25 protein-coding genes and 1 pseudogene are annotated in these 24,858 nt (G+C 39.3%); 25 read left to right on the top strand and 1 reads right to left on the bottom strand.

What is annotated here, in order from left to right; translation table 11 throughout:
* The first annotated feature begins 114 nt into the window (after window positions 1-114).
* The 13 genes and pseudogenes from QNH46_RS21195 (at window position 115) to QNH46_RS21140 (ending at window position 12,495) form a co-directional block, all read left to right on the top strand.
* Window positions 115-1,398, top strand: coding sequence for a hypothetical protein (locus QNH46_RS21195; protein WP_283925922.1), 1,284 nt, complete (start codon window positions 115-117; stop codon window positions 1,396-1,398).
* 114 nt (window positions 1,399-1,512) lie between these two features.
* The gene (locus tag QNH46_RS21190; protein WP_283925921.1) at window positions 1,513-3,144 is read left to right on the top strand and encodes a hypothetical protein; all 1,632 of its coding nucleotides are present in this window, start codon (window positions 1,513-1,515) and stop codon (window positions 3,142-3,144) included.
* Window positions 3,145-3,524: 380 nt separating this feature from the next.
* Window positions 3,525-3,704 carry a helix-turn-helix domain-containing protein gene (locus tag QNH46_RS24655; RefSeq protein ID WP_430691852.1) on the top strand — a complete coding sequence of 60 codons (180 nt, stop codon included), beginning with the start codon at window positions 3,525-3,527 and terminating at the stop codon, window positions 3,702-3,704.
* 175 nt (window positions 3,705-3,879) lie between these two features.
* Window positions 3,880-4,155 (top strand): hypothetical protein, encoded by a 276-nt coding sequence (locus QNH46_RS21185; protein ID WP_283925920.1) that lies wholly within the window; start codon window positions 3,880-3,882, stop codon window positions 4,153-4,155.
* A gap of 317 nt (window positions 4,156-4,472) precedes the next feature.
* Entirely contained in the window at window positions 4,473-4,808 is a 336-nt protein-coding gene (locus tag QNH46_RS21180; protein WP_283925919.1) for an ArsR/SmtB family transcription factor, read from the top strand.
* Window positions 4,805-4,936, top strand: a complete 132-nt coding sequence (locus QNH46_RS21175) for a hypothetical protein (RefSeq protein WP_283925918.1) — start codon at window positions 4,805-4,807, stop codon at window positions 4,934-4,936. Before QNH46_RS21180 ends, QNH46_RS21175 begins: the two co-directional genes overlap by 4 nt.
* A gap of 75 nt (window positions 4,937-5,011) precedes the next feature.
* Complete coding sequence (locus QNH46_RS21170; RefSeq protein WP_283925917.1) at window positions 5,012-5,302, top strand: alpha/beta fold hydrolase family protein; 291 nt, start codon at window positions 5,012-5,014, stop codon at window positions 5,300-5,302.
* A complete protein-coding gene (locus QNH46_RS21165) occupies window positions 5,242-5,808 on the top strand; it encodes an alpha/beta fold hydrolase (protein WP_283925916.1) in 567 nt (188 codons plus the stop codon). Before QNH46_RS21170 ends, QNH46_RS21165 begins: the two co-directional genes overlap by 61 nt.
* A 27-nt stretch (window positions 5,809-5,835) precedes the next feature.
* Window positions 5,836-6,645: a DUF998 domain-containing protein gene (locus tag QNH46_RS21160; RefSeq protein WP_283925915.1), complete on the top strand. Its 810-nt coding sequence runs from the start codon at window positions 5,836-5,838 to the stop codon at window positions 6,643-6,645.
* Window positions 6,646-7,293: 648 nt separating this feature from the next.
* Window positions 7,294-8,055, top strand: a complete 762-nt coding sequence (locus QNH46_RS21155; RefSeq protein WP_283928521.1) for an ABC transporter ATP-binding protein — start codon at window positions 7,294-7,296, stop codon at window positions 8,053-8,055.
* Window positions 8,055-10,640 (top strand): FtsX-like permease family protein, encoded by a 2,586-nt coding sequence (locus QNH46_RS21150; RefSeq protein WP_283925914.1) that lies wholly within the window; start codon window positions 8,055-8,057, stop codon window positions 10,638-10,640. The genes QNH46_RS21155 and QNH46_RS21150 overlap by 1 nt, the downstream gene beginning before the upstream one ends.
* Window positions 10,641-11,151: 511 nt before the next feature.
* Window positions 11,152-11,472, top strand: coding sequence for a hypothetical protein (locus QNH46_RS21145; protein WP_283925913.1), 321 nt, complete (start codon window positions 11,152-11,154; stop codon window positions 11,470-11,472).
* Window positions 11,473-11,541: 69 nt separating this feature from the next.
* Window positions 11,542-12,495, top strand: a pseudogene (locus QNH46_RS21140) (IS30 family transposase).
* Window positions 12,496-12,569: 74 nt separating this feature from the next.
* Here QNH46_RS21140 and QNH46_RS21135 read toward each other — a convergent pair.
* A complete protein-coding gene (locus QNH46_RS21135; RefSeq protein ID WP_283925912.1) occupies window positions 12,570-12,827 on the bottom strand; it encodes an ATP-binding protein in 258 nt (85 codons plus the stop codon).
* Window positions 12,828-13,016: 189 nt separating this feature from the next.
* Here QNH46_RS21135 and sbnA point away from each other — a divergent pair, with 189 nt between their 5' ends.
* The 12 genes from sbnA to QNH46_RS21075 all read left to right on the top strand — a co-directional run bounded on the left by sbnA (window position 13,017) and on the right by QNH46_RS21075 (window position 24,854).
* Entirely contained in the window at window positions 13,017-13,985 is a 969-nt protein-coding gene (sbnA, locus tag QNH46_RS21130) for a 2,3-diaminopropionate biosynthesis protein SbnA (RefSeq protein WP_283925911.1), read from the top strand.
* Window positions 13,986-14,122: 137 nt separating this feature from the next.
* Window positions 14,123-15,094 (top strand): 2,3-diaminopropionate biosynthesis protein SbnB, encoded by a 972-nt coding sequence (locus QNH46_RS21125; protein WP_283925910.1) that lies wholly within the window; start codon window positions 14,123-14,125, stop codon window positions 15,092-15,094.
* Between the two features lie 36 nt (window positions 15,095-15,130).
* The gene (locus QNH46_RS21120) at window positions 15,131-16,360 is read left to right on the top strand and encodes an ATP-grasp domain-containing protein (RefSeq protein WP_283925909.1); all 1,230 of its coding nucleotides are present in this window, start codon (window positions 15,131-15,133) and stop codon (window positions 16,358-16,360) included.
* Window positions 16,361-16,363: 3 nt separating this feature from the next.
* Window positions 16,364-17,581 carry an MFS transporter gene (locus QNH46_RS21115; RefSeq protein ID WP_283925908.1) on the top strand — a complete coding sequence of 406 codons (1,218 nt, stop codon included), beginning with the start codon at window positions 16,364-16,366 and terminating at the stop codon, window positions 17,579-17,581.
* Window positions 17,582-17,588: 7 nt separating this feature from the next.
* Entirely contained in the window at window positions 17,589-18,821 is a 1,233-nt protein-coding gene (locus tag QNH46_RS21110; protein WP_283925907.1) for an ATP-grasp domain-containing protein, read from the top strand.
* Complete coding sequence (locus tag QNH46_RS21105) at window positions 18,818-19,969, top strand: glycoside hydrolase family 88 protein (RefSeq protein WP_283925906.1); 1,152 nt, start codon at window positions 18,818-18,820, stop codon at window positions 19,967-19,969. The genes QNH46_RS21110 and QNH46_RS21105 overlap by 4 nt, the downstream gene beginning before the upstream one ends.
* The gene (locus QNH46_RS21100; RefSeq protein WP_283925905.1) at window positions 19,944-20,228 is read left to right on the top strand and encodes a hypothetical protein; all 285 of its coding nucleotides are present in this window, start codon (window positions 19,944-19,946) and stop codon (window positions 20,226-20,228) included. Before QNH46_RS21105 ends, QNH46_RS21100 begins: the two co-directional genes overlap by 26 nt.
* Window positions 20,225-20,974: an HpcH/HpaI aldolase/citrate lyase family protein gene (locus QNH46_RS21095; protein ID WP_283925904.1), complete on the top strand. Its 750-nt coding sequence runs from the start codon at window positions 20,225-20,227 to the stop codon at window positions 20,972-20,974. The genes QNH46_RS21100 and QNH46_RS21095 overlap by 4 nt, the downstream gene beginning before the upstream one ends.
* Window positions 20,967-22,184, top strand: a complete 1,218-nt coding sequence (locus tag QNH46_RS21090; protein ID WP_283925903.1) for an aminoacyl--tRNA ligase-related protein — start codon at window positions 20,967-20,969, stop codon at window positions 22,182-22,184. Before QNH46_RS21095 ends, QNH46_RS21090 begins: the two co-directional genes overlap by 8 nt.
* Window positions 22,177-23,121: a triphosphoribosyl-dephospho-CoA synthase gene (locus QNH46_RS21085; RefSeq protein WP_283925902.1), complete on the top strand. Its 945-nt coding sequence runs from the start codon at window positions 22,177-22,179 to the stop codon at window positions 23,119-23,121. The genes QNH46_RS21090 and QNH46_RS21085 overlap by 8 nt, the downstream gene beginning before the upstream one ends.
* Entirely contained in the window at window positions 23,075-23,650 is a 576-nt protein-coding gene (gene citX / locus QNH46_RS21080; protein ID WP_283925901.1) for a citrate lyase holo-[acyl-carrier protein] synthase, read from the top strand. Before QNH46_RS21085 ends, citX begins: the two co-directional genes overlap by 47 nt.
* Window positions 23,625-24,854 (top strand): ATP-grasp domain-containing protein, encoded by a 1,230-nt coding sequence (locus QNH46_RS21075; RefSeq protein WP_283925900.1) that lies wholly within the window; start codon window positions 23,625-23,627, stop codon window positions 24,852-24,854. Before citX ends, QNH46_RS21075 begins: the two co-directional genes overlap by 26 nt.
* Window positions 24,855-24,858 lie beyond the last annotated feature (4 nt).

Genomic DNA, 24,858 nt, shown 5'->3' with positions numbered 1-24,858 from the left:
ATTATATTACAGTGAATCTTTTCGGTGCATGATCTTTTTGAACTTCAAATAAGTTTATCTCATTTACGACAGCTCAAAATAATACACTAATGAAGAAAGGTTAAGATAAATTTGATGCAGGATTATTCTCTAGATGTAGCAGCAGAACGTATTAAGCATCCAAAAACAAAAGAATATTTTCAAGAAGTTATGAGTTCGTATGCAATTGGTAATTATAGATCGGCTGTACTTTCGCTATATGCAATTGTTATTTCCGATCTTGTTTTCAAATTAAAGGATCAGGTAGAACGTGAGAGTGATCCCGGTGCTGAAAAAATTCTTAAAGAAGTTGAACAAGAAAAGAAAAAAGATATTACTTCCTCCAAATGGGAGAAATTGTTGGTCGAAAAGGTGTTCCAAGAAACTAAACTTCTTGAATTATCAGATAAGGCAAATATAGAGTATTTGAAAGATCATCGCAATTTATCAGCTCATCCAAACATACTTGATACAGAAGATAATGTGTTGTTTACACCCAATAAAGAAACTGTTCGGGCTCATATTCGCAATATGTTGGAGGGAGTGCTTACAAAGTCATCCACTCATACTGCAAAACTGGTTGATCTTATTATTACTAAGTTACCTCAGATGTACGAGCTAGCTAATGACACTACTGAATTCGAAAGGATGTTAGTTAAGAGGTATCTTGGTGAAATGAACGGAAAAGCGTTGACAAGCCTTTTTAAGAAATTGTGGAAGTTTACCTATAGATTGGATGATGATGACTGTGATGAAAATAGAGAGGTTAACGCTATAACGGTTGAGTTAATTAACCGAATATATCCGGATTTGGTAATCAAATGTTTGTCGGATGATCCAGTTTACTACAGTCAAGTCTCCTTTGGAAAAAAACAAATAAATAAATTAATTGATCTTTTTAATCAATCACCACGGTTGTTTATACTTCTTGATGAGGATGTACAGAAACAGCTAGATACGGAGATTAGAAGGTATAACTCCCTTTTCGTTCGAGCATGGTTTTTAAGTTCTGATCCGGAGGAACATCTTAATAAAGTAGTACCACACCTTAGTTCCCGCGAATTCAATTATATAACCCTTAATAGACTAGAGGAACTTGCAAGAACAGTTAATAAGATGAATGTATATAGAAAAATGCTAATTAAATATCTATCAAGTGCAAATAATTATTCAGGTGCGATTAGGCGTATTGAGATAGTGAAACGAAAATTAGAAGAATTTGAAGAAGATGAGCTTAACGAATTACTTAAAGTTATGAACTCAAATAGTCAAATATATAATGCATATGGTTGTGGGGATTTGGTAAATGATATTCAAGAAACAGCGGAGAATAATTTTGGTATTAGAATTGATTTATCTCCATATTCAAATCTCTCTTAAAACAAAACATTCCATGGAAGTTAAATAAATATTTTTATGTTCAATGGTGTAGGTGGTTAGATATTTGTGGGCGTTGCGGTTTGTAAAATTTATTTATAGAACGGGTGAAGAGGTATGGGAGGAAAAGAAGGGGCAAGAGGATACTTGTATCAGTCAGTTGTGTCAGTACTGAATTCATTGGTCGCAAGAGATTGGCTTTTCGTTCAAATCGAACCTGACACGACAAACGATAAGGTTGATATATCGTGGTTTTATGAAAACGATGAACAAGAAGTCACACAAGTTAAATCTTCGATAAATAATTTTACTAAGCCCAATATTATTCATTGGTTTGAAACGCTGCTTCAGGATGTGCCGAATGCAAAAGATTATAAATTAATTCTTATTGGAACTTGTAGTGATCCAACCAAACAGTTTATTAATAAACTGAACAAAAACAACTTTGCTGCTGACGAGCAGGATGAAATAGCTACAATCAGTCCTTTTCTTGATAGGATGAACGTCCAGTTAGAGAATTTCGATTTGGACTCAATGGAATCAAAAATTTATACGTCTCTCAACAAATTCCTGTCTCATAAGGGACATACTGTTGGGCACTATTTGTTGGAAATGATGACAGGTGCAATTGTTTATCAATTTTTTAAATTTTCAACAAATGGAAGTAAAGTATCTAAGGCTGATTTTGAGAAGCAACTATTGGAGTGGGTGTATTTTAATTATCCAGAAGTTAAGAGTGACTTGCCGTCCAATAAATTGCTTGTTGAGTTTTACCTTACCCAAAAAGTATCATTTTCAAATACAATGAAGTCATTTAATCTCAAATTACTAAACATGGAGTTTATTGAAAAACGAAAACAAAAGTTAATAAAAGAAATTGATGAAATCAATAAGATCCATATACCACAAAAAGAGAAAGAGGTGGTGAAGGAAACTGGAATATTTGGAAGTCCACTTAAGTTATCATTGTACGTTTCATCAGAATATTCACCGAAGAAGCAACAAGAAATCCGTGAAAAAACACAGCGGCTCCTGGGTATTCAACTAAGTGATGATTTCTTTTATGTTGGCAATTTGAAAGAGCAGCAAGTTCGGCTTCATACACCATTCTTTTCAACTCCAGTTGAGCGAATCGGGGATGAAGTTGAAAAGCAAAAGTTTGAAAAGTTAGAGGAATATGATTATGAACTTGAGGAACTAGAAGCATTTGTAAAGCAATTTAAATTTCTCGAAGAATTTTCACTCATACCTCTTGTTTTAAAGAACGAGGGAAAACAGTATGACGAAAAAATTAAGGTGTTGATTAAATTACCAATGAGTATTGAAGTTCTTACACCAGACAGTTATCAAGAACCCGAATACATTGTACTAGAAAAGTTAACAGGATATGATAGCGTTTTAAATTTATTCTTGCGTCACCAAAAAGATAGCAAAGTTCAAGATAATGTAAATGATTCGTTTATTCCATTTAACCAGTATCGAAATTTGTTAGATCTTGAAAAACGAATTGAACATGATTATTCAGATTTTAGGTGGTATTTAAAAACTTTGCTTGATTTTGAAATCCATAACGAGGCAGATTATTTGGTGGTAGAGTTTCATTTCGATGAACTTAATCCTAAAGAGAACATTGCTTTCCCATGCTACATATTAGTCAAGTCGAATGAATCCTTTGTGATAAATTATGAAATCACGTCAAAGAACTCTCAGGATGTATCGACAGGGCAATTATTTTACATTGTGGATTAAATAAATATAGCTCATAAAGTGTATAAATCCTGTACGTTTAAAGAGGAAATTGAATGAAACATTTAAATATCCAAAGGAACATTGATTTAGGCAGAGCCTACAGTTTCCAACTTTCTTTAGGTGGTTGTTTTCCGTGGTTCCACACTTTCTTTTTTTCGTAATTATCATATGGTGCAGCAATCCCAATAAAATCAACTATGTTGGTTCACGACTTTTTTATCACCTAACATATGATGTCTGGTGATAAAAAAGTCGTGAACCAGTAAAAGATGTTGTGAACCGAAATGCATGATGATTGAACATCTGAAGGGAGCCCGGGGAAAGATTCGGGCTCCTTTTAATTTGTGTGAATAAATGTACACGGGAATTTACGATTGGTTGTGAAATTATTGAGTGACATTGAACATAGAACAAGATGTATCCGTAAAGAGAATAATTTAAACCAAATTCAGTTTGCAAAAGGTATAGGCATTTCTCAAGGAAATCTGAGTGAAATTGAAATGGGGAATATTAATCCTTCTGCGAAACGCTTATCTCAATCCGAACACATTATAATGTAAACCTAAACTGGTTATTAACCGGTGTGGCTGACGAAGATGGGACAATATATGAAGATGAGTTCGAAAAAAGGCTGATTGATGGTTTTAGAAATCTTGATGATTATGACAAGAACGGAATAATTGAATTTATACGAGTGAAAATAAATTTAAGATCACTAAAAAAATACATTCCATAATGTATAAATCGTCGGCGGCGAGAATAAGGGGTAATGATGCCTCTTCCAATGAGTTCATTTCAGGCTTGATTCGCAAAGTGGTCGCGGCAATGAAGAAGGGATTTCAAATCAACTGGACGAGTCCGCATCGTGCTGATGTCGTGGCAAAGGTCAGCAATGCCATGAAAATGGTGCTTATTCGGGAGAAGAAAAAAGGCAAGCAATTGCGGTTCCCGACGAATGCGATCATTGCTCAAGCAATAGAAAAATATAAAGATTGGCCAATAGAGGCGTAGAGGAAAATACCTGAGGTTTCTTACCTCTAGGTTTTCTACGAGAGCAAAAATGGCCGGCAAAGGGGCAGTTATAAACACTCTGCTCTTTTTTTGGCTTGGAAATATAGCATATCGTAACCGGTATCGAAATCATCTCTTCAGACGCAACAATAAATGAAGTTGCAAAGTTCTTGTCAGCGGATGAAGAAGCGATAACAATGCTAATTTGACGGTGCCAGGCGGGGACTGAATATTTCTGTTAAAGAAAATAACTTAGGAGGGAAATATTTCCCTAATATATATTAATGTATATATATACCTAAGTGTATATTATAAACATGAATACATCAGCTATGCAGTTAACATTACTTACGCTCGCCGAGCCGAATCGGTTTAAAATTGTTGAACTGTTAAAACAAAGACCGCGCTCGGTGGGGGAAATCGTTCAAGCCCTAGGTATTAGCCAGCCGCATGTGTCTCGCCATTTGCGCATATTGGGCGAGGCCGGGCTGGTGAAAGCCCGCAGTAAGGCACAGCAGCGAATATATAGCCTTGAAGCCGCTCCTTTCAAGGAACTGGACGAATGGTTTGATTCCTTCAGCATCCTGTGGGAAGAACGTCTCGACAATTTCGAGGACTATATGCTCGACTACAAAAAGAAGGAGGATTTATGACAGCAATCAACCGTTTTATAGTGGGCTACATGCTGAACTGCCGGGAAATCTGGAACGAGCGGCTTGATGCACTGGAACATGACCTAAAAAGGATGGATGTCGATGAGAAGAAAAACAACCATTCATAAGGATCGGGAGCGTCGGGATTCACCGATGCCTATGATCGACTTGAACAATACTTAGAAAATTTCATGGGAGGACATATGAACTCAGTTATTTCAAAAGATGGAACAAAGATCGCTTATGAAAAGCAAGGAACGGGTCCGACGCTAATTCTCGTATCATCCGCAGCTGCCGACCATCATGATGCCGCTCAGTTAGCCGAGCAGCTGGCCGCTCATTTCACAGTCTATAATTACGATCGCCGCGGACGTGGTCACAGCACGGTAATGCGCCATATGCCGTTCAGCGAGAAGTGGAAGATATCGAGGCATTGGTTCAAGTCGCAGGCGGCCAAGCCCGCCTGTTCGGAAGTTCGTCCGGCGCGGTATTAGCTCTTGAGGCGGCAAGCCAATTGGGAGATCAAGTTACAAAACTGTATCTATATGAACCGCCGTTCATCATCAATGACAGCAGAAAGCGAGTGCCTGCAGAATACGTTGAGCATTTGAATAGGTTGATCGAAGTCGGCAAACGGACCGAAGCAGTCGAGTATTTTGCATCCGAGGCTCTCGGCATTCCGGGGGAATTTATCGACTATATGAAAGCCGACCCATCATGGCAAAAAATGGAGCAGCTCTCACACACACTGGCGTATGACGGCCTGATTATGGGGAACACACAGTCAGGCAAGCCGCTGCCGGCCGATAGATGGGTTGTGAAAGCCTCCACGATAATCATCGTTGGCGAGAACAGTGAACCGTTCCTTCATGACGCAGCTAGTGCACTTGCTGAACGGTTACCTCAGGCTGGTATACATACGCTGCCTGGTCAAGATCATTCCGCCGTTGTGATGGCGCCAGAAGTCCTGGCCAAGGCTATCGCCGAATTCGGTCTGTAAATGGGTTCATACGAGGAGAATGCGATGATGAACGATCTTCAAACGTTGGGCCGTTTGGTCGGCGCCTGGCATATCAGTGGCGGTGCTGAAGGGACGGTAACATATGGGTGGATGGAAGGCGGATATGCATCGTCGATGACAACAGTCTTGACTATGGGGGGGGGAACGAAATTGGCTAAACCGTTACTCGTTGCAAAACCAGTTTCAGCGACTGCTTCCAGATGGGCGCAGGTTTCCGTCCTTTCAGGGACATTATTCTTTCTGATCCTTTGCAGTCTCCATCTACTGCAGCCGGAATTCGACCCGACGTGGCGCTTTATAAGTGAATATGCGCTCGGCAGCTTCGGATGGATGATGCAGCTTGCATTCGGATTGTTGGCTGCTGCACAGATTAGCGTCGCAATAACAATTTTGCCGCAAATTCGAACCATCACGGGATACATTGGGCTGGGGATCCTTGGCATAAGTGCAGTCGGCGTCTTGATTGCGGCCGTCTTCGTCACCGATCCAATATCAGTGAGTCCGGTCGATGCGACGTTCAGCGGCAAGATGCATTCCATTGGCGCCATGCTCGATTATACACCTGTTGCAGCATTGTTGCTCAGCCTTTCGCTGGCTCGCAGCAACGCCTGGAGACCGATACGGGGACGGCTGTTTGTGAGCACCGGCATTACACTCGTCGCCATGATTGTATTCGTACTTCAAATCCCGCAAGATGGCCAGTTTGGTCCAGATGTTCTGGCAGGTCTGTTCGGCCGACTCTTGATTGCAGCCGATCTTGGCTGGCATTTGATCGTCGGATTGCACGCGCTGAAACTTCGTAAGCAGAGTTTGTAGAGCGCATATTTTATCGGTGCTCATGAAAACAACCCGCAAAACATAAATACGGATCAATTACAAATTGCTCAGTTGTTCGCTAGTGAGGGACGAAAACCTTAGATCAATAATAAAATGGACGGGAGAGCCACCTCAAATCGGGGTGGCTCTATTTTATTAACCTGGGCCGAAAATGGATGCCAAATTTTTCGTGTTTATCTGTGCCGCGGCAAACTCAATAAAATCAACAAAATATAGTCAGGAGTTACAAGCAAAATTCGCAGCCATAAGTGAAAAAACAATAAATCTTATGATTGGCGGTCAGGCTGAAATTTTCTATGGTAAGTGCGATTAATGCGAAATTAAAACTAGTCAAAAAGATCCCGTAAAAGGTACACAAAAATGTAAGCATTTGCTAGTATATGTACATACTACCTTTTTTAAGAGGCTCTTTATGTCATATTTGCTTTGAGGACTTCTGCTGAATTTCGTAGGCGATAGAAATGAGAGATTATGCGATCGTATAATAGTTATGAAACAAGGTGAAATAATTGAAATTGGCAACCATAAAGAATTGCTTTCGTTAAACGGGGAGTATGCTAAAATGTACCGCACCCAATCGCAATGGTATCAAGACACCGAATTCGAATCGAGGCGAGCACTTTGACTGTGATTCTGGAAATAGAAAATCTCAGCAAATTCTATACAACGCATTCGGAAATGACATATGTCATTAAGGATATTAACCTAGCTGTATCACGTGGAGAATTCATTGTCGTCATGGGGAAAAGCGGCTCTGGTAAAACAACCTTACTACAACTTGTCGGAGCATTGATTGAACCGTCGGAAGGTAATATACGAGTCGATGGTCAATCTTTGCAAGATATTTCCGTTGAACCATATGCTACACAATACCGAAGAGAAAAGGTTGGATTCATATTCCAGTTTTTTAATCTCATTGCCTCAATTAATGCCGAAGACAATGTTGCCATGCCCTTGTTGCTGGCAGGCGTGAAGAAGAAAGAGGCTTACGATAAAGCGAGAGATCTGCTTGAGAAAGTAGGTTTGTTTAACAAAAGAAAACAATATCCTCACACTTTATCGGGTGGGGAGCAGCAACGTGTCGCGATCGCGAGAGCCCTCGTGCAAAATCCTTGCCTATTGCTTGCTGACGAACCAACAGGAAATTTGGATTCGGTAACGACCACTCATATTTTGTCTTTGCTGGTTCAACTTCAGAAACATCGTAATCAGACCATTCTGTTAGTTACTCACGATCCTCAAGTGGCCGCTCACGCGGATCGGGTCATTTTTTTACACGATGGCAAACTGGTTCTTGATCATGCTAATGATAAGGCATGTGACCACAATAAACGGGTGTCGGTTATCGTCGATCTTCAACTTGCATCGCAAGGAAGGGTTGATATCTGATGGTTATTCTGATGCTAGCCTGGAAGATGCTTGTTGCGAAAAAGAGCAGGATGCTCTATATGCTCATCGGCGTAATGTTAGGTACGGTTCTTTTAACTAGTGTAGTGCTGCTCAGTCAGATGCTTCATGCTTCAATAAAAAAACAACAGTTTGATCAATTTGGGTATACCGATATTATGGTGGGATATAGGACTGCTGAACAAGGGCTTACCCCAGAACAAATGGATCAAATTACGAGCAGTACGATGGTACAAGGTTTTGCGCAAATATTGGCAGCGCCTAAAATCCCTGGACTCTCTCCTGATTTTTATGTTGTTGGGGTTGATAATTCCGAAATTGCCAGATCGACTTATAAATTTACGCAAGCCCTGGAACCCTATGAAATTGTGTTAACTGAGAGACTTGCCGAACGTTGGGATGTCGAATTACACGGTAAAACATCCATACCGTCTATTCCATCTTCACAGCCCTGGGTCGTAAAGGAAATTATCCCTGATCTTTACGGACCAGACGGCCCGTTGCCGGACTATGCCATTTTTCATTTGCAATCCCTGCAAGAGATTGCAGGAAGCGACGTAAAAGTTAATCTTCTATTGATAGATTTAGTCAAAGATCATGATAAGCAAAGGTTTTCGCGGTTTGTGAAGGATAACTTAGATCCCATACCGGATGTGGATATTGTAGGTAACCATGAAGAGGGAGAAAAATTAAATAGTTTTCTCGTCATCGGATATGCATTAGGCATTATGGTTTTGTTCGCCAGTGGTTTTATGATGCTGAGTAGTTTCTACATTACTGTACAACAGAGAAAAAAAGAGTTAGCTCTTCTACGTATGATCGGTGGAAGTCCGAGTCAATTGAAGTTGATGGTCTGTATAGAGGGGTTGGCGATTGCCATTATCGGGTCATTTCTCGGCTCGCTTATGGGTGTATTATTAACAAAGTTAACTATAAACTGGATGGCCTGGTATCTTGCGATCCCATTATTTTCAGTGTCAATTTCATATAAGTACGTTGCGGTCACTGCAATAAGCATCGCTTTATTTGTTTTTTTAACTTCCTTGATTCCTGCCCATAAAGCCTCAAAAGTTCTGCCCATGGAATTCCTTAATGAGATACTTGATGAAAATTTGCGTCCTCGGAATACTCAGAAATGGATAGCGGTCGGGTTATTGGTGATTAGTCTTCTTTGCGCAGGTATAGGCAGATGGGGGGATCAGGAAAGTTCCTTGCATGTTCTGTTCTATGTTGTAGGAGGATTAATGATCTCCAGCTCCCTTTATATGTTAACTCCCTTTTGGATATCACCTGTTTTGCGCATATTGTCCCCGCTCCTTGAACGAGTAGCAGGCATAGAATCCAAAATTGCTGTTCAAAATCTGATTTTCCAACGAGCCCAAAGTACATTGGCTGTTATTATCATTGGTTTATCCATGACATTGACTATTCCGATTGTCACTATTTATACATGGATTGGAGATAACATGTTGAAGCAAATAGAGTCAAATTACATCTCTGATATTTTAGTATCGAGCAATAAAAGCATGCGTTCCACTGTTCCGTTGGAAATACAAGAAGATTTGCAACGAATACCAGGTGTGAAAACGGCTATTGCGGTTAGCGTCAATCGGACATTAATTCTGGATAATTATGATTTCTCAAAGAGCAATCAGAGATGGTTGAATTTAAAGTCATCCCCTTCTCCATTTTTTAAAGATGAACACAATAAACCTGTTTTGAAACGAGAAGTGGCGAACTATAAGCTGGTTCACATCCATTCTCTCGTTAAGGAACTTGATCTGCAATTGCCACAAGAGATCGAATCACAAAATGCGGTAATGATAACAGCGCGTTACGCCGAAATGTTGGGTGTTAGGAAGGGGGATACTTTGGAATTTTCTATCGTTCCTTTAGTTTATAAAGAACCTTACCGCCAGATGAAGGTTACGATTGCAGCAGTATTAGATCAGTTGTATGCAAACGAAGACTCACTGCTGCTTTTGGATTGGAACAACTCTGCGCTCACAGGACTGGATCAACCCAATGTGCATAGTGTCATGCTATACGTCGATCCGACCCAGAAAACGCTTGTAGATCAGCATATAAAGATGCTTCAAACGAATAAATATGACGAAATCAATTGGAGCGACAAATCTACTCAGTTGCAGGAGCTGTCAAAGCAAATGTCCGAGCGCATTTTGATATTGGGAGCGACTTTTGTGTTGTTGCTCATAATGGGACTGAGCGGGATGGCTAATCATCTATCGGCCATCCTCCTGACTAAACGTCGTGAAATGTCTATACTTTGTATGATTAGCGCAACCCACGGTCAAATTCGGAAGATTGTTATCGTTCAGTGTGGATTATTTGGCATGATAGGAATTGTTATCGGAGTTATCACGGGGTGGCTCATCACTTTCTACTTTTCACAAATAGATCATGGTTACATTTTTAATGCAATAAGAGAACAAATATATATTGTAATATGTGTTGTGGTTTTTACTTTTATCTTATCGTTCCTATTAGGAAGCAAAGAAGCTAGAATGGTTTCTGAGTCCAAGAAGTCCAACATTCAAATGGATTAGTAAACAGCTTCAACGATTGGTTCTCCCTCGGGAGAACCGTTTTTTGGACGTGCTGACGACGAAGTGGTACGCAAAAAAGACCAGCGTTACCGTTGGCGCAGAACAAGTCCTAAATTATGTGTAGTGCGGCCGGGCAAGGTCATTATTCTAGTGGGCGGGAGTCCCATCAGGATAAAGCCTAACCAGCAGTCCTGTAGCTAGTTCTTGGAAACGGGTAGCCTTAAGCGTAGAACGGCAAAATAATGGGCCGAAAGCGTTAGCTGAAGTGATCGAGCCTTGAAAAATTAGTCGAGAAAGGCCGATGTAGTTACACATACAGAAGGCGAAATTCGTTCAAGCGTTATGGTGAGTTTGAATGGACACTCCGGAGTCTAAGAGCTTGGCACATTATAACGGAGAATTAGCGGCAACCCGGGAGACCCTCTCTCTTCCTGGAATCAGTGGGGATGCCGTACAAGCGAAAACCAAGCAAGGGAAGCAAATGAGAGATAGAGATGGCTGAGTAGTATCGATGAAGCTGCGTAATGGCGGTGGAGAAAACGAAGCACCTCTGAAGACTTTGACAAAGGACACAATTCCCACACTCAGAGGTGGTAACGAATTGGAAACAAAACTTGTTAAGATAGCACAATTAGCAATAGAACGACCCAAAGAGCAGTTTACAAGCTTGATCCACCTACTGGATGAGAAAGCATTGTACATGTGTCACCAGGAATTAAATGGGGACAAAGCCGTCGGAGTGGATGAGGTAACGAAAGTTTTTGATTTGAACTCTGAGCGTTATTTCAAACGACGGATTGTAATATGGGTGCGACAGGTGCCAAGAGAATAACAAATAGTCCATGGCTGATTCGTGTAGAATGAAGTTACCACACCACCCCTATACAAGGAGAATCAGAACATGAACTACACTCATTTTAGCATAGTCGAACGTAGTCAGATAGAAGTCCTACGTTTGGGATGGACTAACCGCGAGATCGGTAAAAATCTTGGGAGACACCACTCTGCTATAGCTAGAGAAAAGAAGCGCGGAAGCAAGGACGGAACCTACGTAGCAGAAGTTGCACAGGCTGCTTATAAGGAAACGGAGGACTTCTTGTAAGCCAAAGGGTCGGTTCACGCCTGAGTTAGCGAGCGAACTGAAGAGAACCTAGAGCAGACTTGATCGCCCGAACAAATCGCCGAGCATAGATGAGTGAACGGGAAATCGTTCGTGTGCTTCAAGACGATCTATCGTTGGCTTTATGCTGGACGCCTTGCTGCGGGTGAAGTAAAAATGCTTCGGCATAAAGGGAAACGCCGCAAGCCCCAAGAGACACGTGGACGTTTCCTTGTAGGCAAAACAATTAGCGAAAGACCCAAAGTAGTGAGGAAGCGAACTACATTCGGACACTGGGAGCTAGATACGGTTGTCTCTAGTAGAGGAAAGAGTCGTGCTTGTGCTACAACGTTCATAGAACGAAAGACACGCCTATATTTAGCTATAAAGATGCCTGACCGAACAGCGTATTCGATGGAGGTTGCCTTTAGTGTTGCAGTTTCACAGTTCCCACAAGGGACATTCCTTACGGCTACAGCTGATCGTGGAAAGGAATTTGCCTGCTATGCTGCGCTAGAAGCCTTTCATGCCCTATCTGTCTACTTTGCTGATCCCTATTCTTCCTAGCAACGAGGTTCTAATGAAAACGGCAACGGACTTCTTCGGGAATTCTTTCCCAAGGGTAAGGATTTTGCTGAGGTAACCGATAAGGAGTTGGCTCATGCCGTCAACCTCATCAACCACCGTCCCAGGAAATGGCTTAATTGGAAACCTGCCCACGAATCCTTCATGGATGCCATGTCGCACTTAGCTTGATAATCCGTCATCTAACAACTGCTGCTGTCCGGTGATAAAAAAGTGTGGAACCAGTAAATAAACTATGGGACTACTTAATAAATATCATGGCCCGTCCTTTGTCCCGATAACTTGTTTTGGGGCAACCTTTTATTAGGGGCTCCTGTCTGGCTAAAAGGGACATAACAAAGCTCGTCGAGAATGAGTAAGTCTAGCTTACTTAGCTTTTCTCGAAAGCGGGTCAGTATGCTCGCTGCGAATTTCTCCTGTAACACCGCCACCAAATCCGAGACGCGGTAAAATTGTACCGACTGTCCTTGTCTGCATGCCTCGACTCCCAAGGCGGTGACCATATGCTTTTTTTCCTATTCCTACAGCACCCAATAGTAGTAAAATCTCCTTTTGTTTCAGTTCTAAATATTCAAGTGAAAAAAATTACATCACAAATATACTCTATATTTTATTTACAAGAATATCATGCTATAATTATTTTATTACTATTATTTTACAAAAGATATATCATTTGGGGTTGGAGGGATGTTATGGTCTACGAGCGAATTATTGAGAAGGTTGGCGAAACGCCTGTTATTCAGATTAATTCAAATAAATTAAGCAATATTGATCTCTTTGCTAAACTAGAGTTTTACAACCCAACTGGTAGCGTTAAGGATCGAGCTTCAAATTACCTTATTAATAAGTTATTAGAAATGAACATAATAAATAAGGACACCACGATTATCGAATCTTCTTCAGGCAACTTCGGTATCTCTCTATCAACATATTGCAAGCATTATGGACTAAAGTTCTATTGCGTGATAGATCCCCTCATCTCTCCAATTAATGAAATGATTATTCAAAGTTTATGTACAGCGGTGATCAAGGTTCAGGAACCTGATAGTTCCGGTGGCTATTTGCTTAAGCGAATTGAAAAAGTAAAGGAATTGGTTGAGAAGATTCCTAACTCATATTGGGTAAATCAATATGGAAATTTATATAACGCGGAAGCGTACTTTTATACTTTAGGCAATGAAATTGTTCAAGAAATTTCGGATATTGATTATCTTTTTATGGGAGTCAGCTCCGGAGGGACGATTACAGGAGTCTCGCGGAAAATTAAGGAGGTAAATCCGTCAGCGAAGATTATTGCAGTCGATATTATAGGGTCGGTTATTTTTGGTGGAAATCCCCAGAAAAGACACATTCCAGGTATTGGTTCTAGTATGGTCCCTGACATTTTAACCCATGCGGTCATCGACGATGTCGTTATGGTAGACGAGTTGACGACAATTAATATGTGTCATTATCTTTTACAAGAACATTCGGTTTTTGTTGGAGGTTCATCCGGATCCGTATTGGGGGCTGTGATGAAATACTTTGCTGGTAGAAACTTTGAAAAGAAACCTAAAGTGGTTGTTGTGTTTCCGGACCGTGGAGACAGATACGCTAGCACGATTTATAACGAGGAATGGGTTCATGACTTAAAAAAATACTTTGATAGAGTCCAAATATAATCTCACTAATAAATTACCTTCGGAAGGGCTAATGAATAACGTGAAAAATGAATACACGATTTAGACATGGATCTTTAGACATGCAGTAGTCTAGGAACATCCGAAGTATATTGCAGGACTAAATTAGGAGGAGTGCAATGCTATATTTAAATGAAAAGGATATCATCCAACTGGGTATCGATTGGTCAGAGATTATAAATGTGATAGAAAATACAGTCTATTGTTTGAACAATAATGAATACGTGCAACCGGTAAAGCCTTACTTAAGGTATAGGAATCCTAAAAATAGAATCATCGCTATGCCTGCCTTTGTAGGAGGGGGGATAGAAACTGCAGGGATAAAGTGGATAGCGAGTTTTCCAGATAACATTAAGGTGGGACTGCCAAGAGCGCATAGCGTCGTTATATTAAATGATTCTTATACTGGTCAAATGATTGGCTTAATAAATGGTGCTTTGCTTAGTGTGATTAGAACTGCGGGAGTGAGTGGATTAATCATGAGATATTTTGATGATGCCCGCTCGCTCAAGAAAATAAATATTGGAATCATTGGATGGGGACCTATCGGTCGGTATCATTTAAAAGTATGTGAAAATTTGTTTAGTGAACGAATCGAAAATGTTTTTTTATATGATATAAGATCGGTGATCAAGATGAGCGAAGTAGAGTTCTTTGACAAGGCGAGGGTTCATATCGTTGAGAAGTGGGAAGAGGCATATGACAAAAGTGACATTTTCATCACTTGTACCGTCTCTGAGGCGCCATACATAAATAAACCACCTAAGCAGGGGGCGCTGCTCTTGAATGTGTCTTTGAGGGATTACTGTACCTCAATGTTTAGATATGTCAAGGATTCAATCATTGTTGACGATTGGGAAGAGGTTTGCCGGGAAAAAACCGATATCGAAATGATGCACAAAGAAAAAGGGCTTCGTAAGGAAGATACCCGCTCCATACTAGATATTGTTTGCCGTGAGGCTTTTAGGGACATAGCCATTGATCAACCCGTGATGTTTAATCCGATGGGAATGGCTGTATTTGATATTGCAGTTGGAACGTTTTATCTTCAGACTGCACAAAAATATGGAAATGGTAAAAAGCTTGATTAAAGTACTACCACCATTGTGGAAGGAGGCTTTTATGGTGTGAGGACAAAAGTATTGATGGTAGGGTTAAATAAAGCCTTTTTGCACTCATTGGAGTGTGCGGATAACCGCTATGAGGTATTTATTTTGGAAGAACAGGACCTATATGAGGCCAATCCACAAGCATATAAGAGTAAAATTTTGCAAGAGGTCAGATTCGGAGAATACCAGCAGAGTGAGCAAGTTGTAGATCAAGTTTTCCAATGGTTTCAGGAAATTGGTTTTGATGTGATCGTACCGGGTATGGAATATGCAGTTCAAGGAACTTACAAAGCAGCAGCTCGATTGGGATTGCGTACTCCTGGTGCAAAAGCAATCGCAGCTTTTACGAATAAATATAGACTTCGTCAGGCCTGTAGAGAGATCGGGGTTCCTCAGCCGGAGTTTGCTAAAGTAAGTAGTGAAGTTGATGTCGCACGTTTTTATCACGATCGACCTATCATTATTAAGCCTGTAAATCGCAGAGCATCTGTCGGGGTAATCAAGATTGAAAAAAGTGAAGATATAGAAAGTGCATGGAACGAATCTATTAATGCGTCAGAAAAAAATAGGCTAGTACAACGAAGCCTCTTTTGGGAGTACATTGTTGAAGATTATTTGGAGGGGGTAGAGTACTCAGTAGAATCACTCGTGTTGGATGGTCAGGTCATTTTCAATAATATTACATTGAAAGAGACGGTTGGAGGAAGGTATTTTGCAGAAACTGGACATATATTGCCGGCTCCTCTAGATTTTGAAAAAAAATCAAGTCTGTTGGAGGCTAATGAAAGGCTGCTCTCAGGACTTGAGGTTTCATTCGGGTTATTCCACTCTGAATGGAAGATGACTACCGGAGGTCCGATGCTGATAGAATGCGCTGCAAGGGCACCAGGTGACAAAATTCCTGAACTGATACATGAGGTATATCATTTTAATTTATATGAAGCTTTTTTACAAGTGCTTATGGGGAGACATCCTAATGTTGCTTCTTTATGCGACGGATATGCCGGAATTCGATATTTTAGACCGAATCCGGGAAGATTAATCGACCTCAAAGGAGTAGATATATTAAAAAGTGATGAAAGTATAATTAGTTACCAAATCAATGTATCTTTAGGGGAGATCATTACTAATTTCAATTCTTCCTGGGATCGAGTCGGTTATTTTATGATCAAGAGTAATCAAATGATTGACCTACAGGAGAAACTGGATCAAATTGAGTCAAACATTATATTTCATGTAGGTGAGTGATACGTGCTAAGCCATTTCTCGCGCCTAAACGCAGATATCAAAGTTATTTTGTTTGGTATTTTGCTCACTAATATTGGAAATTATATGCTCAACCCATTTCTGGCCTTATATTTAAATACGTTTAAAGGTTTAGATGCTTCACAAATTGGCGTTGTTTTGATGTGTTCCATTATTTCAATGCAGGGATTATCTTTTTTGGGAGGCATAATAAGCGATTTTGTAGGTACAAAAAAATTACTGATTCTCGGGTTAGCTATTCGGATAGTTGGCTATGTTGTCTATCTAGCTTCAGATCGTTTGGTGCTATTTATAATATCGGCGGTATTGGTTGGTATAGGAGCGGCTATTTATGCGCCTGCCACGAAGGTAATCATCTATAAGAGTTCAGGAGAGCTAAGAAAAGAAGTCTTTGCACTAAGAAGTACTCTGACAAACATTGGAGCATCCATTGGTCCTATTTTGGGAGGCTTCCTTTATAAAGCTTCGTTCTATTTCGTATTTTTATCTACTATTGGCGTATTTATCATATATCTTTGTATGGTTCTTATTTTCGTTCGAGATATCACCATCACGGAAGAAGAGAATAAAAATGATCAGATGCCATTATGGACATTTAAAACTGTATTAAAAGATCGTAAGTTTCTGCTAATGACCATGAACGGTATTGGATTTTGGTTTTTGTATAATCAGTTTTCTTTGACAGTTCCATTGTATGTGAAAGATGTAGGAGGTACCAGTGACTACATTGGGTTTATGTTTACATTCAATGGATTGCTTGTCGTTATCCTTCAGTATTATTTAATTAAAAAAACAGGTAATTTGTTAACAGAATCTACTATATTGTTGATCGGTACGCTCTTTATGTCGTTTGCTTTTTTATGTCTCACAGCATTTCCAGGAATAGTTATTTTACTTTTATTCACGTTTTTATTCACTTTAAGTGAAATGTTGGTAGTACCTACGATTGATACTATTACTGGAGATTTGGCTACAGAAAGAACAGCAGGCAGTTATTATGGGTTCGCGCTATTAGGAGCTGGTATCGGCGGAGCACTTGGCAATTTAATAGGTGGCGCAACTTATAATTGGTTAAATAAGCAAAATGAATTATGGATTTTTTGGTTAATATTAGCTACATTTGCGTTGCTTATCTCTGTATTGTATAAGCTTTTCCTATCAAAAAAACAATTACAAACAATAGTTATCAAGGAGGACAGATAATATAGTTATGACTAAGAATGTCCTGGTAATTGGGTTGAATCCGAAAATTGTTAATATTATAGAAAATATGGCGGATGATATTATCTTATTTATTTTAGAGGAAAAGGAATTATACGAAAATAATTATTTGAGTTTCCACTCATCGATATGTCAAGAGGTAAGAATCGGCTCGTACCAGCAGTCCCTTGACTGTGTGGATACCGCTGTCCGTTGGAATGAGGAAATTCGCTTCGATGCAGTCATTCCTGGAAGAGAATATAGCGTTATTGCGGTGAATGAAATAGCTAAGAGGCTCGGTTTACGACGTTTGGGAGATGTCGCAGCCGATTCGTTGACTAATAAGTATAAGCTTAGGACCGTAGCATCCAAGCTAGGAATATTGCAGCCTAGATTTGCGAAAATTGAGCAGTTTGAAGATTTAGTTCAATTTTATCAGAGTAAGCCTTTGATGCTTAAGCCTGTGAACAGACAGGCAAGTACAGGTGTTATCAAAATTGAGAGCAAGGATGACCTTGCATTGGCTTGGGTTGAAACGACGAATGCAACAGAAGGGAATTTAGTTGTTACACAACGACCATTAATATGGGAATACATGTCGGAGGATTATGTGGAAGGCTTTGAAATCAGTGTCGAGTCCTTTGTCAAGGATGGTCAAGTGTTGTTTCATAATATTACAAAGAAGCTCACTACGGTCGGCAAGTATTCCGTGGAAATCGGACATATCATTCCGGGGGATATACATGAGGAAATCAGAGAAGAAGTTATCGATGCTAAACAAAAATTAATACAGGGGCTTGCTGTTCAAAATGGGCTTTTACATTCGGAGTGGATCATAAACGAACAAGGTTCATTTCTGATTGAATGCGCTGGTCGTGCCCCTGGAGGGCTAATACCTGAATTGTTTGAGTTAGCTTACGATCTGAACTTATTTAAAGCCTATATTAATGTCTTATTGGGGCTTGAAGTGCAGTTTCCCTCACAATTTTGTCATGTCGCTGCAGCTATTTATTTTACTCCACCCTCAGGAAAGTTGATTTCCGTCAAGGGGTTCGATGTTCTAGGGAATATTCCGAGCATAAAACGGATAGAGTCGGGGTTTGAACTGGGTCAACTCATTGAGCCATTAACCAGCAATTGGGCAAGAAAGGGGTATGTAGTGCTTCAGAGTACAAACTATGAACAGTTGGAAAAGACGATTACTGAAATTAATGAAACAGTCAAATTCGAGGTGAGTTCATGAACACTTTGAAGGAGAAGATGGATCTGTTGCTCGATTTCGTCAGAAGACAATTGAAACAAGAGATCAGTATCTGGAACCAGTTGAATGTAACTGGGGGGAAGGTTTTATTCCCTTTTGTAACCCGCAATGGAAAATGGTCATGGGAGGACAAATGGTCTAATGGTTTTTTTGCTGGACAGCTTTGGCTAATGTTTGCAATGGATCAAGACGAATTCTGGAAAGAATCAGCAGACAAGGCGACAACAGCCCTCGAACCATATAAATATCACGGGGACTTTCAGGATATTGGTTATCTTTTTATTTTTTCCTATATTACGGGTTATAAGTTGACTGGAAATTCGAAATATAGAACCGTAGCCCTAGAGGCGGCTGATAGCCTATTTGACTCATTGATGCCAGGCGGTTATTTAAAATGCAATTGGTTAGCAGACGGTGAGCACTATCAAGGGATAGATGCCATGATGAATATTGGCTTATGGCTCTGGGCATTCAGAGAGACCGATAACAGCAAATACCGAATAGCCGCTGAGGGCTGTATCGACAACATTCTGCGAACGATGATATTTAGTGATGGAAGAACTTGTGAATATGTGAAGTTTAACGGGGAGGATAGGGAGATAGAGATCTACAACAAAAATGCTGCAGAAGCAAATTCCGTGTGGTCAAGAGGGCATTCTTGGGCGATATACGGGATGGTGCAAGCTTTCTTGAATTTAGGTCATTTTGAATATTTGGATGTGATTGACAAGCTTACGTCCTTCTACCAAAAAAATACGGATGATAGTTTGATTCCTCACTGGGACATGCTCATTAAACACCAGACTACGTTACGGGATGCTTCAGCCGCTAGTATCGTAGCTTCTGCATTGCTACAGCTAGCTTCTCACTTGGACGACAAATCGCAAAAAAAAGCTTATGCAGATCTTGGATTAAGTATACTGGACACGTTGATCACTAATACTTATATGGCTAGTTCCGTCAGAGACCATGAAGGCATTCTGCTACATGCCAGTACTCCAAAGAGCGTTACTTTCACAAAAGGGGAATCTCAAATATGGGGCGATTACTTCTTACTTGAAACAATATTAAATTTACAAAATGTAAATCTAAGGTGGCGAGCAAATGAATATCATGGTAGGGTCGATTGAATCTAGTGACTTATTATTAGAGTTTACTGATCAGAATCAAGGTGTTTATATTAGTAATCTAGTGCCGGAGATTGATAACGAGCTCATTGAGCAGGTAGTTATTAGCTTTTTAAAGGAGTTTAATTTAGTACGTTTCAACCCGAAGGTTTACTATAACGGAGCAAACCAATGGGTTATCAAAGGGAGATGTGAAGCTGCTGCCTTATTGGTCGCTGCTGCAACGGCTATTAAGGAAGAAGAGGGGGGGACTATACGATGAGAAAGAAAATTTCTCAAATTACTGATAATGAACGGGTTATATTTTATGTTGCTGGATACAAACCGGGATATATTGAAAAAGCAATGACTCTCGGACTTAAGAATATTATCCTTTGTCTGGAGGACGGGACTCCTGAGAACAAAAAAATTGAAGCCCGAAGTCTAGTGAAAAGAGCACTTAGCGAGTTTAAGGATCTGGATTTAAATTTAATTGTTAGAATCAACAGTGTTTATACCGATCACTGGAAAGCGGATTTTGAGGCATTGTTGGAAAATAGACCAACACGAATACGCATACCGATGGTAAATAAAGCAGAGGATTTACTAGAAATTGACGAATATTGGAGGTTTATATCAAAAGAGTCAGATGATGATTATAAACCGCTTTATGAAATCATGATTGAAAGCAAGGAAGGATTAAATAATTTGGAGCGTATTTACCAATGTAGTGATAATATTTATGCGTTTACGCTCGGCGGAGGCGATTACTATGATGATGTTAAGTTAAATAGTGATGATCCTCAAAAGGAAGTACTTTTTGCAAAGCAGAAAATATGCCAATTTTGCAACGAAAACTCTCTTTACAGTTTTGACACCACTTTTATGAAATATAAAGACTTAGAAGGTTATCGGAATGATTGCGAATTCTCTCGAAATTTGGGATTTACAGGTCGTTCGATTATCCATCCTGACCAAATAAAAATTGGTTTAGAGGTATATTCTGAAAGGAAGGGTACCTATGTTTAAAAAATATCAATTTGAGTTAAATAGTTCGCTGAATGATTTGGGGATTAAACGTTTTTGCTATCAATTACTGCAACATGCATCCGTCCATAAAGTATATGTGGATCAGGTTGATCATAGGAAGGTCACAGTGCACTATCTTGAAACCAAAAAAATCGGAGAAATCAGGAATGAAATAGATCGTTTTCTAACGCATCATTGGTATGCCAAAGAACAACAATCTGTTGCAAATGATTATGAATCAGTTAGCAATGAAGAACATTTTGAGAGTAACGATCTTTGCTCCTGTACATTTCCTGTGAATGATTCAGACATTTCAGCGGAACTACTTCGAACGGGTTGGATCAAAATGATACGGGAGCAGGATTTACAATTTTCTGTGGAAATTATCCGTCTTCTTGAATGGTTTGATACAAGTTATGTTAGCTATATATCAGAGCGACTGCATAATGTAACAGAGGTTAAACATAATTCTTTAATTCCAAAATACTATATGGAAAAAATGAATTATTTTCAAAGCTCACCAAAACATCTTTTTTTTCCTAGCCATTTGAACAATGATTCACTAGACCAATTTACAGCAAAAACAGTTAGTAATAACGGAAAATTACCGAATGATGTAAATCTACACTTGGATTCGCCAAACTATGTTTTACAAAGTGCGCCATGCTTCAAAATTTACTTTAGTTTGGAAAATCAGAATTTGGAACATAATCAAATTTATAATATCCGCGGAGAATGTTATCGGAACGAAGGAAAAAGGATTTATATGATGGAAAGATTGAACCAATTTTCCATGCGTGAATTCATATTTATTGGAACTCCTGAATTTGTAATTGAGCATAAAAGGAAAATCCTACAATGGACGATTGACTGGATGGAGAAACTGGGTATTAAAGGTCACTGTGCACATGCAAATGATCCCTTTTTTATCGATGATCAAGCCCGTAACAATTTTAACATTCCCTCAAATATAAAAGTAGAAGTGAAAGCGGAAATTCCTTATAAACAAGATAGCCTATCTATAGCTTCTTTTGATACACACGGCGATTTTTTCTCTAAAACGTTTAATTTTAATATGGCAAATCAGAAAGAGACTTGGTCAGGTTGTATGGGCTTAGGTATTGAAAGATGTGTCTGGAGTTTCTTACAACAGTATGGCTTAAATTGCGAGCTCTGGCCAGAAGCGGTAAGGGATCTAGTTTATGCCTGATACAGTTTTAATCGCTAAATGGATCGGACGTAAAATGAACTTTTCCGTCATGGCTGAGGCAATCAGTTGGCCAACACCCGGCCTAGTTAGTGCTCTAGATAGTGGTTCTCACAACGACATGGATATCTATTCGTTTATTCATAGCGGTTTAGCTATAGCAGATTACTTTGTTCAAGCGGCGGAGACCGGGATAAGATTTGCCTTAGAAGCAAACTTGTCGCAATTGTATCCCCTGCTTCAAGAGCTAGGTTTACAAGCAGAGAAGGATATGTTTGAAGCAACGGGGGGAGTTAACACGCATAAAGGGATGATATTCCATGGCGTATTGTTATGTGCGGCGGCGGGTATTTGCTATATAAGGCATAATAGCTTGGTTCCTGCTCAGGTATGCTATTATGTCAGTAAAATTGCCGAGCGCGATATGCTCATGCAGTTAAGCGAAGCAAAAAGGATAACCGAGAAATGTCCTACAGTGGGCTTAAGAGCATATAGGCAATGGGGAATCCAAGGCGTTCGAGGCGAAGTTAAAGACGGATATAATCATGTGTTGGACGTAGGTCTTCCAGCGCTAAAGGACGCGTTGGAGCGAAAAGGTGATTTGCGCGAAGCGATTATCCATACATTGTTATCGTTAATGTCTGTGACTGAGGACACAACGTTGCTTAATCGTGAATTTGATTACAAACGTATTTCATATGTCCAGCTTTATGCCCAAAAGGTACTTGATCTAGGTGGAGTATTTACGGTTCAAGGTAAAAAGCTGCTAGAGGAAATGGAATGGGATTTTAAAAAAAAGTCTTTGAGTCCTGGCGGATCGGCAGATTTGGTTGCGGTTTCCCTTGCTTTACAACTTTGGGAGACCGGATATATTCAAGGAGGTATCGGACAAGATGAAGCAAATCTTAGAGCAAAGGGAAAAGCTCCAAGCTTTGCGTAGTTCCTTAAGAGATGATAGTGCGCTGATTCAGTTTACTGTTAATATGCCTGGAGCGAATAAAACCATTTATCCAAGCTACGAATTGGCCAGTTTAGGAATTAATACAATAATAAAAGATCTTTACATATATAATATAGAAATAAAAAATATGATGTTCCATAATAGCACTTTAGGAATGATAGGTTTATTTAAAATAAATGAGGATCCGTATTTACTTAAAAGATTATGTATAGAAATAGAATGTGAAAATATACTCAGCAAGTATTGGGATATTGATGTGTTTAATGAAAGTGGAAGGAAAATAAGCCGTAAAATGTTGCAATTATCTCCTCGTAAATGTTTCATTTGTGAAAAAACAGCTAAAGAATGTGCGTTTATTCAAGCGCATCCGATTGAAAAATTGCTTCAGCAGGTAGTTTTAGATTTTCAGCACTTTAAATGTATGAATGAAGATTGTTACTCGTTGCTTTCAAATCCAATCTTGTGCAATGGGGGTTATGAAAATGAAAAATATATTACAAATCGGTAGATATACCATGTTTATTAAAAATTTAGTTGAAATGAATGAAGAAGATGAGTTTCGCTTTTTTATAATTGAAGAGCCTGATGTATTAAGAAAAATGAAGCCGTTTAGTTCTGAGATGATTAGTCAAATTATTGAAAGCAAGTACCACGATTCTGAAGAATATATGGATGTGGTGAAAGCTTGGTCTAAAAAAATTAAATTTGACGCAGTAGTTCCCGGATTTGAATATTGCGTTAAGGCGGCTAATAAAGCAGCCCAATATTTGGGACTTCCAAGAGTCGGAGATAAGGGTGCGAGGGTATTCACTAATAAAATACTTTTGAGAGATCTTTGCGAGGATATTGGAATTCCTCAACCCCGTTATCAAGAAATAAACTCAATGAATCAATTAAAATTATTTTTCATAGGACATCCGATTATTTTCAAACCAGCGACACGACACGCTTCTATTGGGGTTATTAAAATCAACAGAGTTGAAGAGATCGAGAGTGCTTATGAAGAAACGATGCATTCAACCGAAAATGTTTTGGTACCAGATAGAGAAATTGTGCATCAGTACATAGCAGAGGATTTTATTGAAGGTGATGAAGTTAGTGTAGAATGTCTTGTAAAGAATAGTGAGATTGTTTTTTTTAATATTACGCTGAAGGACAAATTTTTAGGCAAGTACTTTGTAGAATCAGGACACATTGTTCCTGGTCAAGTATCTGAAGCTGTAAAAAACAAAATAAAATATTATAAAGAAAAGATTATTGAAGCAGCGGAGGTTGAAAACGGTGTTTTGCATTCGGAATGGATTCTTAAGCAAGAGATTCCTCATCTTGTAGAATGTGCTGCAAGAATACCCGGGGATAACATATCTGAATTGATTACCAATTCATATGGTTTTAACTTTAGAAGAACTTTTATTGATATGATGTTACAGAACAACAATTTAAATATAAATTTTGAACACAGATCATTAACTGCTGTGCGTTTTTTTTATGCTGAACCAGGAAAACTAAAAGAAATTAAAAACTTGGACATATTAAATGACGAAGAACATGTGGTTAATTGGAATATAAGCGTAAAGCCTGGAGACCAAATTAATAAATTTAGAAATTCATGGGATCGCATAGGTTATTTTATGGTAAAAGCAAATAGCTATATTGAACTCTATGAAATTATGGATAAAATAACAAAAAAAGTTGTGTTTGAGGTCGTATGAGGAG

Source organism: Paenibacillus woosongensis (assembly GCF_030122845.1).
In the GTDB taxonomy this organism is placed as follows: Bacteria; Bacillota; Bacilli; order Paenibacillales; family Paenibacillaceae; genus Fontibacillus; species Fontibacillus woosongensis_A.
This window is presented reverse-complemented; position numbering and strand designations above follow the sequence as displayed.